This window comes from Aminobacterium sp. MB27-C1 (assembly GCF_030908405.1).
Taxonomy (GTDB): domain Bacteria; phylum Synergistota; class Synergistia; order Synergistales; family Aminobacteriaceae; genus Aminobacterium.
This window is the reverse complement of record NZ_CP133089.1, coordinates 1,458,845-1,475,058: the sequence shown is the minus strand read 5'-3', so window position 1 is coordinate 1,475,058 and position 16,214 is coordinate 1,458,845. Positions and strand designations below refer to the sequence as shown.

Here is a 16,214-nt window from a genome sequence, read left to right as displayed (position 1 = left end):
ATGAGCCAAAGAGAAATAGTCGGGGTACGTATTAAGCTGGCCAGCCCAGAACGGATCAGAGAATTGTCCAGTGGTGAAGTTAAAAAGCCAGAAACTATTAACTATAGAACACTTCGCCCTGAAAAAGATGGACTTTTCTGTGAGCGTATCTTTGGCCCCACAAAAAGCTATGAATGTGCCTGTGGCAAATACAAGCGAAGCGGTCCAAAGTTTAAAGGTATCATTTGTGACCGTTGTGGTGTAGAAGTTACCGATAACCGTGTTCGCAGAGAGCGAATGGGCCATATCGAGTTGGCTGCGCCTGTTGTGCATATTTGGTATCTCAGAGGCATTCCGAGCCGCTTGAGCCTTCTTTTGGGTACAAGCACAAAGGATTTGGAAAAAGTTGTCTATTTTGCTCCGACGCGTAAACGAGAAGCGGCGTATAAGGTCGTCATGGAAGGACGACGTCCTGATTTAGCTCGACGGGGAGATGTTATTTCAGAGAGCGAAGTACGCATTCATTCGCACTACGATTCTAAAATCAAGGCTGAAGAGGCATATCGCATTATCAGCGTTGATGAAATTCCTGTGAATGAGGGCGATGTTCTTTCCGCTCAGCAGGTTTCAAGATATAAGACAGAGTATGGAGATAGTCTCTTCAAGGTGGAGCCTGCTTTTGAATTTGTATCTGTCCCTGAGAATCTTGATTTTGTTCCAGGAGATGTTATTTCTGCTTCAGAAATTGAACGTTTGCAGAAACTGGAACTTAATTTTGATGTTAAACGCGCAGTTGTCAATAATCAGGAAACTTTTGTAGTTACTGCGGCGGCGAAATTACCCTTTACAAAGGGTGATGTTGTTTCAGCTACGGAATTCCAAATGTTCCATGAAAAATATCCTGGACGCTTTATGGCTCAGGTAGAGACGGTAACAATAGAGGATCCTTGTTATATTGTTATCGAAAAGGGATCGTCTCCCTTTAACGCCTGCGATATTATTATGGAGCGGGAAGAATACTTATGTGCTGCCTACGATAAGAAATTCAGTGCTGGTATAGGTGCAGAGGGTGTTCGTACACTTTTACAGAAAACTGATTTAGATCTTCTTTGTGCAACTTTACGAGAAGATGTTTCTGAGAGTACAGGGCAGAAAAAGAGAAAGCTTATTAAAAGACTTCAGGTTTCTGAAGATTTTAGAAAAAGTAAGTCCCAGATAGATTCCATGGTTTTGGAAGTTCTGCCTGTTATTCCACCAGATCTTCGTCCTATGGTGCAACTTGATGGGGGTCGTTTCGCCACGTCTGATTTGAATGATCTTTATAGACGTGTAATTAATAGAAACAATCGTCTTAGAAAGTTGCAGGAGTTGCGGGCTCCAGAAATTATTATTCGCAATGAGAAAAGAATGTTGCAGGAGTCAGTCGATGCTCTCATTGACAATGGTCGCATGGGGAAAGCTGTTTTAGGAGCTGGAAATCGTCCATTGAAAAGTTTGACAGACTTGTTAAGAGGTAAAAAAGGTCGTTTCCGTCAAAACTTGTTGGGTAAACGTGTCGACTATTCAGGGCGATCCGTTATTGTTATTGGTCCTCAACTGAAGATATATCAGTGTGGATTGCCAAAGCAGATGGCTCTTGAGCTTTTCAAGCCTTTCGTAATACGACAGCTTGTTGAGCGTGGATTGGCACCTAATGTTAAGAGTGCAAAACGTCTTATTGAACGAGGTCGAGAGGAGATTTGGGGGATTCTTGAAGATATTATTAAAGATCACCCTGTATTGTTGAATCGAGCTCCGACACTCCATAGATTGGGCATCCAGGCTTTTGAGCCAGTCTTGATGGAAGGAAAGGCAATACGTTTGCACCCATTAGTTTGTACGGCTTTCAACGCAGACTTCGATGGAGACCAGATGGCTGTTCACGTGCCTCTTTCTCTTGAAGCGCAGGCAGAAGCACGACTTCTTATGTTATCTGCCAATAACTTGCTTTCACCTGCTAGTGGCAGACCTATAGTAACTCCGACACAGGACATTATTCTTGGTATTTATTACCTGACTGATTTACGCGACGGATTAAAAGGTGAAGGCGCGTATTTCTCAGATATTGAAGATGTACTCATTGCTTTGAACCATAAGGTGGTTCATTTAAATGCTCGCATTCGTTTGAAGAAACAGATGGAGTGGAATATCGACAACGATGACGAACATTGGTTTGAAACTTCTCCAGGGCGGGTTCTTTTCAATAGTATTCTTCCTGAGAAGTTGCGTTTTATTAATAAACAGCTTGGCAAGAAGGCTATAGGTAAGCTGATCGATGATGCATATGATGTCATTACTCGAAGTGAAATTGTAGGGATGCTCGATGGCATAAAGTCGTTAGGCTACCATTGGTCTACTGTTAGCGGCATTAGTTTTGGAGTTCAGTCTATCATCATTCCTCCTGAAAAGAAGGAAATAACAGAAAAAACTGTTGTTGAAGATGACGAATTAAAGTCAGAATTCGAAATGGGCATATTGACGCAGGAGGAGTACCTTTACCGAAAGGAAATACTGTGGTCTGATGCGTCACGTAGAATTTCCGATAATATTCTTGACCATATGGCCCATGAAAATCCGATTCGCATGATGGTTGATTCCGGTGCGCGAGGAAGTAAGAGTCAGATGGGACAGATGGCAGGTATTCGAGGCTTGATGTCTGACCCGTCAGGACGAATTATCGACTATCCTATTACTGCAAACTTCCGTGAGGGAATGAATATGTTGGAATACTTCATTTCTACCCACGGAGCGCGAAAAGGTTTGGCCGATACTGCCCTTCGTACTGCTAAGTCTGGTTATTTAACTCGTCGTCTTGTAGATGTTGCTCAAGATATCATTGTTACGCACCATGATTGTGGCACAAATAAGGGTGTAGAAATCAGGCCTATGCTTCAAGACGGTAAGGTTATGATCTCTCTTGCTGAACGTATCGCAGGCAGAACATCACTTTATGATCTCTACCATCCTGAAACGGGGGAAATTGTAGTCGAGGCTGGAGAGCTTATAACACCTAAACTAGCAGAGACTATAGATAAACTTGGTTTCTCCTCTATTTGGGTACGGAGTCCATTGACGTGTACCCTCAAACAGGGTGTGTGCCAGAAATGTTATGGTATGGACCTTGCTACGCGAAAAGAAGTTGCCATTGGAGAATCGGTTGGAGTAGTTGCAGCCCAGTCCATAGGCGAACCGGGAACACAGCTTACAATGCGGACCTTCCACACAGGAGGCGTTCGTATGACGGGTGAAGACATTACTCAGGGTCTTCCTCGAATAGAGCAGCTTTTCGAAGTCCGTCGTCCTAAAAAAGTTTCTTACCTTGCCGGAATTGATGGCCGGGTGCAAGAAATACGTGAGATGGAAGGCAAAAGAAAAGTTATTATTACTTCAGATGAAACAGGCAAGGAAGAGAAGGTTACATACAGTATCCCTTCATCTCAGCATTTGCTTGTAGAAGAAGGTCAGACAGTTGGAAAGAGCGATCGTCTTACCGAAGGGAATGTTGATCCTCAACAACTTCTTGAAGTGGAAGGTATAGAAGAGGTTCAGCGCAGTCTTGTTGACGAAATACAGGGTGTTTACCGTTCTCAGGGTGTTTCTATAAACAACAAGCACATCGAAGTTATACTTCGGAAGGTTGCACCAGTTAACCGTATTAGAGTTGTTGAAGAAGGGGATACATCCTTTGTCGCAGGTGATTTAGTCTGGACAGATGAAATAGAAAATGAGAATGAAGCCATCCAGAAAGAAAACGAGAAAAATATTATGGAGGCTACACGTATTTTCTCAGGGCGTATAGTTAAAAATATAGTGGCAAATCGTTTGAATGATGCGATTCTTCAATATCAAAACAAGCCACTTACAGAAGATGCTATCCGTACCCTTCTTCGACCGGGTTATCTCATCTCCCAGATTGTTTTAGAGGGCGATAAAGGAAAAGATCTCATCCTTGTTATAGGGGAAGCCGCTTTTAGAAAAAGAATGGAAGGACTTGAACTTATAGAACCTTTCGAATCTCAGGATGGCAAAGAGATCGTAGCTGGAACGATTTTAAGTCCTGGACATTTGGGGATTATTACAGCTGGGGACCCCGTCTCAATCTGTGTTCGAGACAGTGAGGCCATAGAGAAGCTTGTCGATAGTGCCTATTTAGCAGAAGATATTTGTGTTGGCGGTGACGTTATGGCTGAAGGAGACCGTATCTTTACGCAGGAAGCTGCCAAAGTATGTCTTGAACACGATATCGAATCTCTGAAATTATGGCACTCTGTTGAACGTATTTCAGTACTTGATGCATTGCAAGAACGTCTCATGAATAAAATTTGGGGACGTCCTTTGACTCAGGCCATAGACGGAGAAGGCAATGCTTTGACTGATGTGTCTCAAATGGTTGATGCTCGAATTATACGTGGTCTCGTCGATGCTGAAATTGCAGCAGTAGATCTTGAAGGTGAGATCCTAACGAGGGATAAAGTTTTACTTGAGCTGTTAAATGATCTGGCGTATGGAAAAGTGATTTTAGAGCCTGTTTTTGATAAAAAGGGAGAAAAATTGGTAGATAGCGGACAAGAGATTAACCGTGCTATGATTGATCTTCTTATGAGATCCAATGCGGAAGAATTTGTTGTTCGACCAATTTCGGCTCGCTCAGATGAAAAACAGCTCATATGGAATGTCACTTTCGTGCGCAAACTGAGAGAAGGACCGAAATGCAAACCGTTCGTTCATGGAATTACCAAGGCTGCTTTAGCCACCGATAGTTTCTTGAGCGCCGCTTCCTTCCAGCAGACAGCTCAGGTTTTGGCAGGAGCTGCTGTAAAGGGAGACATAGATCCGCTGCAGGGATTGAAGGAAAATGTCATCATTGGACATTTAATTCCTGCAGGGACTGGAGTTGAATGGTTTAAAGATGTAGATGTCGTTCCCGCAGATCGAAGTGATAAAATAGATAAATCTTCAGTTTCATCAGAAAAAACATCTAATATAGATGAATAAAATATGGTATTTTTAGTACATTCTATGCTATTTGTGTAGTTCTATCTCAAGCAGATAAAGAGCCCTGCAATGTTCGTTCTTGACATAAGTCGGGGCTCTTTGTTATTATTCCTTGGTGCTTTCTGCACTGGAGGGTTTATTATGCCTTTAAACGAGTTAGCTACTCATTTACGGGTTGTAGGAGAGAGAGAGGTTCGTCGAACACTTCATTCCAAACGTCTAAAAAAACTTTTTATTGCTCGTGATGCCGATGTAGAAAGAGTAAAAGATATTTTACTAGAGGCAGAGAAACAGGGAGTATCGGTAGAGTGGGCAGACGATAAAGTAAAATTGGGACGCGCCTGTGCTATAAGCAGAAGTGCATCAGTAGCCGGAATTACCAACATTCTTTCTGAAGATAAGGGTGTCGGTTGAAAATAAAAATCTGGAAGGAGGGAGTTTCGTGCCAACAATAAATCAGCTTGTTCGTCAAGGGCGTAAAGATAAAAGACAGAATAGTGACTCTCCGGCATTGCAGGGGAATCCAGCGCGACGTGGAGTTTGCACCCGCGTATATACTGTTACGCCTAAGAAGCCGAACTCAGCTTTGAGGAAGGTTGCTCGTGTTCGTCTTACCAACGGGATAGAGGTTACATCATATATCCCTGGAATCGGGCATAACCTTCAGGAACACTCCGTAGTCCTTGTTCGCGGAGGTCGAGTAAAGGACTTGCCTGGTGTGCGTTATCACATCATACGAGGAACCCTCGACTGCGGTGGCGTTGAAAATCGAAAAAGAGGGCGTTCTAAGTACGGAGCAAGAAAGCCCAAGTAGGAAGTAGTACGTGAGGAGGGATTGTCACCATGCCGCGAAAGGGGCATGTTAAAAAGCGTCAGAGTTTATCTGACAGTCGTTTTGGAAGCGTTGCGGTATCAAAGTTTATTAGTAGTCTCATGAAAGGCGGAAAGCGAAGTGTTGCTGAAAAAGCCTTTTATGGTGCTCTTGATATTGCTGGGGAGCGTCTGAATGCAGAGCCCTATGAAGTGTTCCAGAAGGCCATGGACAATGTAAAACCACTAGTTGAGGTTCGTCCTCGCCGTGTTGGTGGTGCTACATACCAGGTGCCAGTAGAGGTTCCTGCAGAACGCGCTGAAGTTCTGGCTATTAGATGGATCGTTTCATTTGCCAGATCGAAAAAAGGGATGCCGATAGCAGAGCGTCTTGCTAGAGAACTTATGGATGCCTATAAAGGTGAAGGCAGTTCTATTAAAAAAAGAGAAGACACTCATAAGATGGCAGAAGCTAACCGTGCCTTTGCTCACTATCGTTGGTAATGAGTTGCGTCCCTAAAATAATTAATTTATTCCATGCTTGGTGGTGAAATATATGCAACAAAACGTAGAAATGAGAAAAATAAGAAATATAGGTATTGCTGCTCATATTGACGCAGGCAAAACCACGACCACTGAGCGTATCCTGTTCTACACTGGACGTAACTATAAGATGGGTGAGACTCATGAGGGGTCTGCCACAATGGACTGGATGGAGCAGGAGCGCGAACGGGGTATAACAATTACCTCTGCTGCTACAACGTGTATGTGGCGCGATTGTTTTGTCAATATCATTGATACGCCCGGCCACGTGGACTTTACCGTAGAAGTGGAGCGCTCAATGCGTGTTCTTGATGGTGCAGTTGCTGTTTTCTGCGCTGTTGGGGGAGTAGAACCCCAGTCTGAAACAGTGTGGCGTCAAGCCGATAAGTATCACGTTCCACGTATCGCTTTTGTCAACAAAATGGACCGTGTAGGTGCTGATTTTAGCCAGGTCGTTACAGGAATACGCAAACGTCTTGGTGCAAAATCAGTGGCACTTCAGTTGCCTATAGGTGCGGAAGATCAGTTTTCTGGAATCATTGACATTGTGCGTATGAAAGCTTTTCTTTATCAGGATGAGCTTGGAACTACGCCTGTCATGGCTGATATTCCCGAAGAACTCTCAGAAGAAGCGCAGGCAGCTCATGATCAGATGATTGAGAGTTTGGCTGATTTTGACGAAGCAATTATGGAAGCCTACCTTGATGGACGGGATGTGCCGGAAGAAACTATTCGTAAAGCTATTCGAGAAAATACGATTGCTCTGCGAATCGTTCCAGTTTTATGTGGGAGTGCTTTTAAAAACAAGGGAGTACAGCTTTTACTTGATGCTGTAGTAGATTATTTGCCGAGTCCCTTGGATTTACCTCCAATTAAAGGAACTGATCCCAGAACTGAAGAAGTAGTAGAGCGTCATAGTGATATGAACGAGCCTCTTACTGCTCTTGGCTTCAAGATTATGGTCGATCCTTTTGTTGGTCGTCTAGTCTTTACAAGAATCTACTCCGGTAAGCTTGTTAAAGGAGAAACAGTTTACAATCCTTCAACAAAGGCCAGAGAAAGAATCGGCAGAATTTTACGAATGCATGCTAATAAGAGAGAAGAGTTGGATGAAGCAGGCGCAGGAATGATTGTCGCTTTACCTGGATTGAAAGCTACGAGAACAGGCGATACTCTGTGTGATGAATCCAAACCTGTAGTTCTTGAATCTCTTCAGTTCCCAGAACCAGTTATTTCGCTTGCAGTTGAGCCTGCAACGAAGAACGATAAAATCAAGCTGACAAAGGGCCTTGTTGCTCTTGCAGAAGAAGACCCCACATTCAGAGTCAGAACAGATGAAGAGACGGGGCAGACTATCATTTCTGGTATGGGAGAACTTCATCTTGAAATTATAGTAGATCGTCTTAAGAGAGAATTTGGTGTGGATGTTAAAGTTGGACGTCCACAGGTCTCTTACAGAGAAGCAATACGCAAGCCATCACGTGCCGAGGGACGTTTTGTCAGACAGTCTGGTGGCCGTGGCCAGTATGGACATGTTGTTTTTGAAATGGAGCCTTTGGAAGAAGGAAAGGGCTTTGTTTTTGAAGACAAAATTGTTGGTGGTGCTGTCCCTAAAGACTATATTCCAGCCGTTCAAAAGGGACTTGATGAGGCCATCAATAATGGTATACTTGGCGGGTTCCCTGTGATAGGTGTCAAGGTCTCTCTTGTTGACGGAAGTTATCACGAAGTTGATAGCTCGGAAATGGCCTTTAAAATCGCGGCATCCATGGGATTCAAGGAAGCTATGAGAAAAGCGAGTCCCGTTCTTATGGAGCCGATAGTGTCCGTTGAAGTTGTAACTCCGGAAGATTATGTCGGAGATGTCATAGGGGATATTTCATCTCGTCGCGGACGAATTGAAGGTATGGAAACAAAGGCAAACGCAAGAATAGTGCGCTCCTTTGTGCCATTAGCTGAGATGTTTGGATATGCAACAGATTTGCGGAGTAAAACTTCTGGACGTGCTACATATTCCATGCAGTTTGATCACTACGAGCAGGTTCCCGCAGAAGTTGCTGAAAAAGTTTTGAAGGGTTAATAACTAGCCTTTTCAGGGAGGGAGACTAAAATGGCAAAAGAGAAGTTTGAAAGAGCGAAGCCCCATCTTAACGTGGGAACGATAGGACACATAGACCACGGAAAGACGACGCTGACAGCAGCGATCACAAAATGTTTGTCGACGAAGGGCTGGTCGAATTTTGAGGCGTACGACATGATCGACAAGGCGCCAGAAGAGCGTGAGAGAGGAATCACGATCAACATTTCTCACGTAGAGTATCAGACGGAGAATCGTCACTATGCTCACATAGATTGCCCTGGTCACGCAGACTATATTAAGAACATGATCACGGGAGCAGCTCAGATGGATGGAGCCATTCTTGTTGTATCAGCAGCAGATGGTCCAATGCCTCAGACACGAGAGCACGTACTTCTTGCCCGTCAGGTTAACGTTCCAGCCGTAGTCGTGTTCATGAACAAGACCGACCAGGTTGATGATGAAGAGCTTCTTGATCTTGTTGAGATGGAGATTCGTGAGCTTCTGAGCAAGTATGAGTTCCCCGGAGACGAGGTTCCCATCGTCCGCGGATCCGCATTGAAGGTATTGGAAGAGGGCACAGGCGAAGAGAGCGATCCTATAAGCAAGTGCATTTGGGACTTGATGGCTGCATGTGATTCTTATATTCCGACTCCGCAGCGAGAGACAGATAAGCCCTTCCTTATGCCGATAGAAGACGTATTCACCATCACTGGCCGTGGCACAGTAGTTACAGGCCGAGTGGAGCGAGGAATGGTCAAGGCCGGCGAAGAAGTTGAGATCGTAGGCATGAAGCCAGATACGACGAAGACAGTAGCGACCTCCCTTGAGATGTTCCGTAAGATTCTTGACGAAGCCATAGCGGGAGATAACGTAGGAATACTTCTTCGTGGTATCGACAAGGAAGACGTAGAGCGTGGACAGGTATTAGCGAAACCAGGTTCTATAACACCCCACACGAAGTTTAAGGCTGAGGTATACGTGTTGAAGAAAGAGGAAGGCGGCCGTCACACCCCGTTCTTTGCTGGTTATAAGCCGCAGTTCTATTTCCGAACAACAGACGTAACCGGAGGTATCAAGCTTCCTGATGGAGTAGAGATGGTTATGCCGGGAGACAACGCGACCTTTGAGGTAGATCTGATAGTGCCAATCGCCATGGAGGCAGGACTTCGTTTTGCCGTTCGTGAAGGTGGACACACTGTCGGAGCTGGCGTTGTTACCGAGATTCTTGCATAACCCCAACAAAGGGGGTTGTTGATTTTGGCTAAAAAGATTCGTATTCGCCTGAAAGCCTTTGATCACAGAGTATTAGATAGTTCGGCTTCTCAGATAGCAGAAACGGCAGAGCGGAGTGGTGCAAAAGTTTCTGGACCTATCCCATTGCCAACTGAAATAAATAAATATACAATTCTTAAATCCCCGCACAAAGATAAGGATGCGAGGGAGCAGTTTGAAATGCGAACTCATAAGCGCTTAATTGATATTCTTAATCCAACGCAGAAAACGATGGATGCGCTTATGCAGCTGAACCTTCCTTCTGGGGTGGACATCCAGATCAAACTGTAGGAAGCTCTGAGCTGAAAGGAGTGGAAGTGGATGAGCATTGGAATACTGGGGCGTAAGTTAGGTATGACTCAGATTTACAACGAAGCTGGACAGGCTGTACCTGTTACTGTTATTCAGGCCGGTCCGTGCCCTGTTGTTTCTCTGAAAACTCCTGATAAGAACGGATACTCAGCAGTACAGCTGGCATTCGAAGAAGTGAAGCCCCACAAGCTCACAAAGCCCGTAAAAGGGCAGTATGATAAGGCTAGTCTTGAGCCCCATCGTCATATGAAAGAATTTCGTATGAGCGATACTGAGGCCTACGAGATTGGTCAAGTAATTACTGTTTCCCTTTTTGAAGAGGGCGAGAAGATTAACGTTGTAGGCAAAAGTAAGGGAAAAGGATTTGCCGGTGTTATGAAACGGCATAATTTTGGTGGTACTTTTGCTACCCATGGTGTTTCTGTAATGCACCGTCATGGTGGTTCTAGCGGCGCTAGCAGCTATCCTGGCCGTGTGTTTAAAGGAAAAGCAATGCCTGGACATATGGGTGGTGAACGTGTCACTGTCAAAAACCTTACAGTGGTGGCAGTGGATACGGATAACAATCTTCTGCTTGTCAAAGGGGCCGTTCCCGGTGCGAAAAATGACATCGTTACGGTCTTTAAGCAGGATTAGGTCGGGGACAGAAGGAGGGCAGAACGATTATGCCTACCGTAAAGCTTGTTAGTTTTCAGGGTGAACAGGTAAGTGACCTCCAGCTTTCCGACTCTGTGTTTGCTGCGCCGATTCATGTACCGGCCATGCACCAGGTAGTTGTGGCACAGCTGGCGAATCTTCGTCAGGGTACCCACAGCTGTAAGGGAAGAGGAGACGTTAGCGGCGGCGGAAGAAAGCCTTGGCGCCAAAAGCATACAGGTCGTGCTCGTCACGGAAGTACCCGATCACCGATCTGGGTCGGAGGTGGCGTAGCTCACGGACCACAACCTCGAGATTATCGTCAAAAGGTTAATAAGAAGGTTCGTCGTCTTGCTATGAGAAGTGCACTATCTCTTAAAGTTAGAGATAACCTGTTAACAGTAGTGGATAAATTTAATCTCGAAACCCCATCGACAAAAGAAATGCTCGGGTTTATTGATAAGATTGGTGTAAAGAAACCTCTGATCGTTCTTCATGAGCCCAATGAAGCTATTTCTAAGTCTGTAAGAAATATTCCTGGGGCAAGAGCAATTAATGTTGGTAATATCAACGTTTATGATCTTCTTAACTACCAGAGTCTCGTTTTGACTCAGGAAGCTATAGCCCGGATCGAGGAGGTGTACTCGATATGAAACTCCTTGCTCATGACATCATCATTCGGCCAATCGTAACAGAGAAGAGCAGCAGATTGATGGAGCATAATAAATATACATTTGAGGTGCACCCTAGCGCCAATAAGATCCAGGTAAAAGAGGCTGTACAAGAGGTCTTTAAGGTTAAGGTTAAGAATGTTCATATCATTCGAGTTCACGCAAAGCCCAAGAGAATGGGAGTTTTCCTTGGAAAAACCCGTTCTTGGAAGAAAGCGATTGTAAGCCTTCCAGAAGGCGAACGAATCGAGTTCTTCGAGGGCGCGAGTATTTAGAGGGGGGAGACGATTAATATGTCTGTAAAAGACTTCAAACCCTATACGCCAGGCCGCAGAGCCATGTTGAGCCAGTCTTATGACGATGTTACGAAAAGCGAGCCTGAACGCGCCCTGACTGCCGCTTTGAAAAAGTCTGGTGGACGGAATAACCTTGGTCGTATAACAATGCGCCATCGTGGTGGCGGCATGAAGCGTCTCTACCGGATTATCGATTTTAAACGCGATAAGATCGGTGTGCCTGGAAAAGTTGCCGCAATTGAGTATGATCCTAACCGCTCATCTCGTATTGCGTTGATTCACTACGTAGATGGTGAAAAACGATATATCTTGGCTCCAGCAGATTTAAATGTTGGCGACACGATTGTTGCGGGACCCGAGTCGGATATTAAACCAGGTAACGCATTGAAACTCAAAGATATGCCGGTTGGTACAGTTGTTCATAACGTAGAACTTGAACCTGGATGTGGCGGAAAGTTGGTACGTTCCGCTGGTACTTCAGCTCAGGTTATGGCGAAAGAAGGCAAGTATGCCTACATCAGAATGCCGAGCGGAGAGCTTCGTCTTGTTTTAAATGAATGCATGGCTACAGTTGGCCAGGTAGGCAATGTAGAGCATGAGAATATCTCTCTTGGTAAGGCTGGTAAAACTCGCCTTATGGGCAAAAGGCCTATGGTTCGCGGAATGGTTATGAACCCAGTGGATCACCCCCTTGGTGGTGGAGAAGGACGTAGTAAATCTCATAAACATCCTGTCTCTCCTTGGGGCACACTGGCAAAAGGTTATCGTACCCGGAAGAACAAGCCTTCTGATAGGCTTATTGTTCGCCGCCGGTATGCGAAGTAGCGTTAGGAGGGACTAAATATGGCTCGTTCAACAAAGAAAGGGCCCTATGTTGACCTTAAACTTCTTCGCAGGATAGAGGATATGAACGTTTCCGGGAATAAAAAGGTTCTGAAGACCTGGTCCCGACGTTCAACAATCGTTCCGGCGATGATTGGTCATACAATAGCGGTACATAATGGTCGAATTCATGTTCCTATTTATGTAAGTGAGAACATGGTAGGACATAAACTTGGAGAGTTCGCCCCAACACGCAAATCAGCGCGTCATGCGGGTCAGGAACGCTCCTCGAGAGTGAGGTAAGGGAGTGATGGGAATGGAAGCAAAAGCCCTTGCCAGACAAGTGCGTATTTCTCCTTATAAAGTGAGACGCATTCTTCCCCTTATTAGAGGGAAGAAAGTTGATGAAGCGATGATGATTCTCAAATATAGTTCTCAGAAATCAGCGAGGGTCGTCAGCAAGGTATTGCAGAGTGCAGTAGCCAATGCCGAGCACAATTATGGTATGGATACTGACAAGCTGCGGGTTGTCAAAGCTACGGCTGATCAGGGACCGAGTATGAAACGTTTCCGCCCAGTATCAATGGGAAGAGCTCATCCCTATCGTCACCGTACCAGCCACGTAACGATCATCGTTGCGGAACGTTAAGGAGGGGGAACTCGTGGGACAGAAAGTTCACCCAGTTGGTTATAGATTAGGTGTGGTAACGGAGTGGGAATCAAAATGGTACGCTACAGGCAAGGATTACGCCAAAAAGCTCCATGAAGATCTCGCTCTTAGAAAGTGGATTTTGGATAGATGGTCACATGCCGGAATTTCCAGAGTCGATATTGAGCGTGTGGGCAATGTAGTTCGTTTTTCAATTTGGACCTCCCGGCCTGGTGTAGTAATTGGACGAGGCGGATCAGAGATTCAGGCAGTAAAAGACGAGCTTCAAAAAATGACGGGATCTAAGATAATGATCAACGTTCAGGAGATCAAAAATCCAGATGTCGTTGCCCAGCTTGTCTCTGAAAGCGTAAGTTCTGCTCTTGAACGCAGAGTGAGCTTCAGACGAGCAATGAAACAGGCTATTTTCCGTGCAATGAAAGCCGGAGCAAAAGGCATTAAAGTACAGTGTGCCGGCCGTCTTGGCGGAGCTGAAATAGCCCGGACAGAGTGGTATAACGAGGGGCAGCTTCCTCTTTCTACCATCAGAGCTGATATCGATTATGGTTTCGCTCAGGCTCAAACCATGTATGGCGTTATTGGAGTCAAGGTCTGGATCTTTAGAGATAGGGATGCTGAAAAAGCAGCTCAGCCCAGACCCTCTAGAAAGAGGGGGTAGTCCGATATGCTTATGCCAAAACGAGTAAAATACCGGAAGCCCTATCGTAGACTTCTTCGCGGTAAAACTAAAGGTGGAGCTACAGTGGCTTTTGGCGACTATGGTTTGCAGGCTCAGGATTGTGCTTGGATCACAGCTCGTCAGATAGAGGCAACCCGTATTGCTATTTCGAGAAAAATGAAAAAGGGCGGAAAAATCTGGATTCGTATTTTCCCAGACCATCCTTTTACAAAGAAGCCTCTTGAAACTCGTATGGGTAAAGGAAAGGGAACGCCAGAATTTTGGGTCGCCCCTGTCAAACGCGGGCGTATTTTATTTGAAGTTGCAGGAGTATCTAGGGAAGTAGTGGAAGATGCTTTCAGAACTGCATCCCATAAGCTGCCTGTAAAGGTCAAAATTGTTGCCCGTGAAGGTCTGGGTGGTGAATAGAAATGGATGCGAAGAGTTTGCGTGATTTAACCCTAGAAGAGCTTCAAGAGAAACATCGTCAGTATAAAGAAGAGCTTTTCAATCTTCGTTTTCAAAATGCAATCGGTCAGCTTCAGAATACAAGCCGGATTAATGTAGTAAAGAAGACCATTGCTAAAGTTCTGACGGTAGTGCGAGAGAAACAGCAGGCAGAAAGCGCTGCTGGAAGGAGGTAACGACTGATGGAGGCACGTTCACCCCATCGTAAGAGACGGGTCGGAACCGTAGTCAGCGAAAAGATGGACAAAACTATCGTTGTCCGTGTAACTCGACACGACATTCATCCTTTATACGGAAAGCGGATAGTTAAAAGTACTAAATATATGGCTCACGATCCAGAAAATACCTGTCGGCTAGGTGATTTAGTGAGCATCGCTGAAACCCGACCCATGAGTCGCAGAAAATGCTGGGTTCTTGAAAGAGTTATCGAAAGAGCCCCAGTGTTTGATAAAGCTGCTGACGAATTGGCCGAGGAGGAATAGGTCATGATTCAGCTTAGAACAGTCCTTAATGTAGCAGATAACTCTGGTGCGAAAAGCTTGATGTGCATCCAGGTTCTAGGCGGAAGCGGACGGCGCTATGGAACCATAGGAGACGTTATTGTTGCTTCCGTCAAAGAGGCCATTCCAAATAGCAATATCGCTAAGGGTTCTGTTGTAAAAGCAGTCATTGTCCGTACGAGAAAAGAACTGCGCCGTCCTGACGGTTCATATGTCCGTTTTGACGACAACGCAGCTGTTATTATCGACAACAACGGAGATCCTAAAGGAACCCGTATCTTCGGGCCTGTCGGAAGAGAGCTCCGGGCCAAGAAGTATATGAGGATACTTTCTTTGGCTCCTGAGGTTGTCTAAGGGGGCAATGCCATAATGAGCAAAATGAGAATTAAAAAAGGAGACTTAGTTAAAGTTATCTCCGGTAAAGATAAGGGGAAGGAAGGCAAAGTCCTTCGTAATCTTCCTAAGGAGGAAAAAGTTGTTGTAGAAGGCGTAAACATGGTTACTCGCCATGTTAAACCTTCTCCTCAAAATCCTCAGGCCGGGATTGTAAAACAGGAAGCTCCTCTTTACGCCGCAAAAGTCATGCTTGTTTGTCCCACTTGTGGTAAGGCAACTCGTGTAAGCAGAGCCTACCTTGAGAGTGGACAAAAGGTTAGAGTATGTAAGCAGTGCGGCGAAATAGTGGATCGGGCATAAGGAGGCACAACAATGAATCCTCGTTTCCTTGATAAGTATAAGAGCGAAGTGGTGCCTCATCTGAAAGAGCAGTTTAAATACTCCAATGTGATGGAGGTTCCACGTATTACTAAAGTTGTAGTCAACATAGGCGTAAGTGAAGCTAAGACTGATTCCAAATTTATGGATGCTGCTATAGCTGAGCTTAGAGCAATCGCTGGACAACAGCCTCTTATGAAGCGCGCGAAGAAATCCATTGCTGGATTTAAGCTTCGTCAGGGTATGCCAGTTGGTTGTAAAGTTACTCTTCGTGGTGGCCGTATGTGGGAGTTTCTGGATCGTCTGATGTCTTTGGCTTTGCCGACAATTAAAGACTTCCAGGGAGTTTCCAGAAAAGGTTTCGATGGTCGAGGAAATTATAACCTTGGCTTAAGAGAGCAGCTTATCTTTCCGGAAATTGACTATGACGATGTTATTCGAACACGCGGTATGAATGTAGCCATAGTAACTACCGCGAAGACGGATGAAGAGGCTTTTGCCCTGCTGAAAGAGCTGGGAATGCCTTTCAGCAACCGTTAGGAATAAGGGGGAAAAAATTATGGCTCGTAAAGCAATGGAATATAAAGCTAAGCAGCCCCCAAAGTTTGAGGTGCGGAAGTATAACAGATGCCCGCTTTGCGGACGTGTTCACTCTTATATGCGTACGTTCGATATGTGCCGCTGCTGCTTCCGCAAATTGGCGAGAGAGGGGAAAATCCCCGGTGTCGTCAAGTCCAGCTGGTAGGCGA

At 45.2% G+C, this 16,214-nt stretch carries 21 protein-coding genes; all 21 read left to right on the top strand.

The genetic code is table 11. The annotated features are described in order from the left end of the window. The 21 genes from rpoC (at window position 1) to RBH88_RS07085 (ending at window position 16,210) form a co-directional block, all read left to right on the top strand. Complete coding sequence (rpoC, locus tag RBH88_RS07185; protein WP_213691618.1) at window positions 1-5,013, top strand: DNA-directed RNA polymerase subunit beta'; 5,013 nt, start codon at window positions 1-3, stop codon at window positions 5,011-5,013. Between the two features lie 141 nt (window positions 5,014-5,154). Continuing rightward, window positions 5,155-5,427 (top strand): ribosomal L7Ae/L30e/S12e/Gadd45 family protein, encoded by a 273-nt coding sequence (locus tag RBH88_RS07180; protein WP_213691617.1) that lies wholly within the window; start codon window positions 5,155-5,157, stop codon window positions 5,425-5,427. A 28-nt stretch (window positions 5,428-5,455) separates the two neighbouring features. Continuing rightward, the gene (rpsL, locus tag RBH88_RS07175; protein ID WP_213691616.1) at window positions 5,456-5,827 is read left to right on the top strand and encodes a 30S ribosomal protein S12; all 372 of its coding nucleotides are present in this window, start codon (window positions 5,456-5,458) and stop codon (window positions 5,825-5,827) included. A gap of 29 nt (window positions 5,828-5,856) precedes the next feature. Next, a complete protein-coding gene (rpsG, locus tag RBH88_RS07170) occupies window positions 5,857-6,327 on the top strand; it encodes a 30S ribosomal protein S7 (protein WP_213691615.1) in 471 nt (156 codons plus the stop codon). Window positions 6,328-6,379: 52 nt separating this feature from the next. After that, entirely contained in the window at window positions 6,380-8,446 is a 2,067-nt protein-coding gene (gene fusA / locus RBH88_RS07165; protein ID WP_213691614.1) for an elongation factor G, read from the top strand. Window positions 8,447-8,476: 30 nt separating this feature from the next. Continuing rightward, the gene (tuf, locus tag RBH88_RS07160) at window positions 8,477-9,679 is read left to right on the top strand and encodes an elongation factor Tu (protein ID WP_307879491.1); all 1,203 of its coding nucleotides are present in this window, start codon (window positions 8,477-8,479) and stop codon (window positions 9,677-9,679) included. Between the two features lie 21 nt (window positions 9,680-9,700). After that, entirely contained in the window at window positions 9,701-10,009 is a 309-nt protein-coding gene (rpsJ, locus tag RBH88_RS07155; protein WP_307880079.1) for a 30S ribosomal protein S10, read from the top strand. Window positions 10,010-10,039: 30 nt separating this feature from the next. Beyond that, entirely contained in the window at window positions 10,040-10,666 is a 627-nt protein-coding gene (rplC, locus tag RBH88_RS07150; RefSeq protein ID WP_213690638.1) for a 50S ribosomal protein L3, read from the top strand. 29 nt (window positions 10,667-10,695) lie between these two features. Further along, complete coding sequence (gene rplD / locus RBH88_RS07145) at window positions 10,696-11,319, top strand: 50S ribosomal protein L4 (RefSeq protein WP_213690637.1); 624 nt, start codon at window positions 10,696-10,698, stop codon at window positions 11,317-11,319. Beyond that, the gene (gene rplW, locus RBH88_RS07140; RefSeq protein ID WP_213690636.1) at window positions 11,316-11,612 is read left to right on the top strand and encodes a 50S ribosomal protein L23; all 297 of its coding nucleotides are present in this window, start codon (window positions 11,316-11,318) and stop codon (window positions 11,610-11,612) included. The genes rplD and rplW overlap by 4 nt, the downstream gene beginning before the upstream one ends. 18 nt (window positions 11,613-11,630) lie before the next feature. Continuing rightward, the gene (rplB, locus tag RBH88_RS07135; RefSeq protein ID WP_213690635.1) at window positions 11,631-12,458 is read left to right on the top strand and encodes a 50S ribosomal protein L2; all 828 of its coding nucleotides are present in this window, start codon (window positions 11,631-11,633) and stop codon (window positions 12,456-12,458) included. A gap of 18 nt (window positions 12,459-12,476) precedes the next feature. Further along, entirely contained in the window at window positions 12,477-12,758 is a 282-nt protein-coding gene (rpsS, locus tag RBH88_RS07130) for a 30S ribosomal protein S19 (protein WP_213690634.1), read from the top strand. 13 nt (window positions 12,759-12,771) lie between these two features. Continuing rightward, the gene (gene rplV / locus RBH88_RS07125) at window positions 12,772-13,104 is read left to right on the top strand and encodes a 50S ribosomal protein L22 (protein WP_213690633.1); all 333 of its coding nucleotides are present in this window, start codon (window positions 12,772-12,774) and stop codon (window positions 13,102-13,104) included. Window positions 13,105-13,117: 13 nt separating this feature from the next. Continuing rightward, on the top strand, window positions 13,118-13,783 hold the full coding sequence (gene rpsC, locus RBH88_RS07120; RefSeq protein ID WP_213696106.1) for a 30S ribosomal protein S3: 666 nt from the start codon (window positions 13,118-13,120) through the stop codon (window positions 13,781-13,783). 6 nt (window positions 13,784-13,789) lie between these two features. Beyond that, the gene (rplP, locus tag RBH88_RS07115; RefSeq protein WP_213690631.1) at window positions 13,790-14,212 is read left to right on the top strand and encodes a 50S ribosomal protein L16; all 423 of its coding nucleotides are present in this window, start codon (window positions 13,790-13,792) and stop codon (window positions 14,210-14,212) included. Between the two features lie 2 nt (window positions 14,213-14,214). Next, complete coding sequence (gene rpmC, locus RBH88_RS07110; protein WP_213690630.1) at window positions 14,215-14,427, top strand: 50S ribosomal protein L29; 213 nt, start codon at window positions 14,215-14,217, stop codon at window positions 14,425-14,427. Between the two features lie 6 nt (window positions 14,428-14,433). Next, the gene (gene rpsQ, locus RBH88_RS07105; RefSeq protein WP_213690629.1) at window positions 14,434-14,733 is read left to right on the top strand and encodes a 30S ribosomal protein S17; all 300 of its coding nucleotides are present in this window, start codon (window positions 14,434-14,436) and stop codon (window positions 14,731-14,733) included. Window positions 14,734-14,736: 3 nt separating this feature from the next. Then, window positions 14,737-15,105, top strand: coding sequence for a 50S ribosomal protein L14 (gene rplN, locus RBH88_RS07100; RefSeq protein WP_213690628.1), 369 nt, complete (start codon window positions 14,737-14,739; stop codon window positions 15,103-15,105). Window positions 15,106-15,120: 15 nt separating this feature from the next. After that, window positions 15,121-15,447, top strand: coding sequence for a 50S ribosomal protein L24 (rplX, locus tag RBH88_RS07095; RefSeq protein ID WP_213690627.1), 327 nt, complete (start codon window positions 15,121-15,123; stop codon window positions 15,445-15,447). Window positions 15,448-15,459: 12 nt separating this feature from the next. Then, window positions 15,460-16,005 carry a 50S ribosomal protein L5 gene (gene rplE / locus RBH88_RS07090; RefSeq protein WP_213690626.1) on the top strand — a complete coding sequence of 182 codons (546 nt, stop codon included), beginning with the start codon at window positions 15,460-15,462 and terminating at the stop codon, window positions 16,003-16,005. A gap of 19 nt (window positions 16,006-16,024) precedes the next feature. Further along, a complete protein-coding gene (locus RBH88_RS07085; RefSeq protein WP_213690625.1) occupies window positions 16,025-16,210 on the top strand; it encodes a type Z 30S ribosomal protein S14 in 186 nt (61 codons plus the stop codon). Window positions 16,211-16,214: the final 4 nt, after the last annotated feature.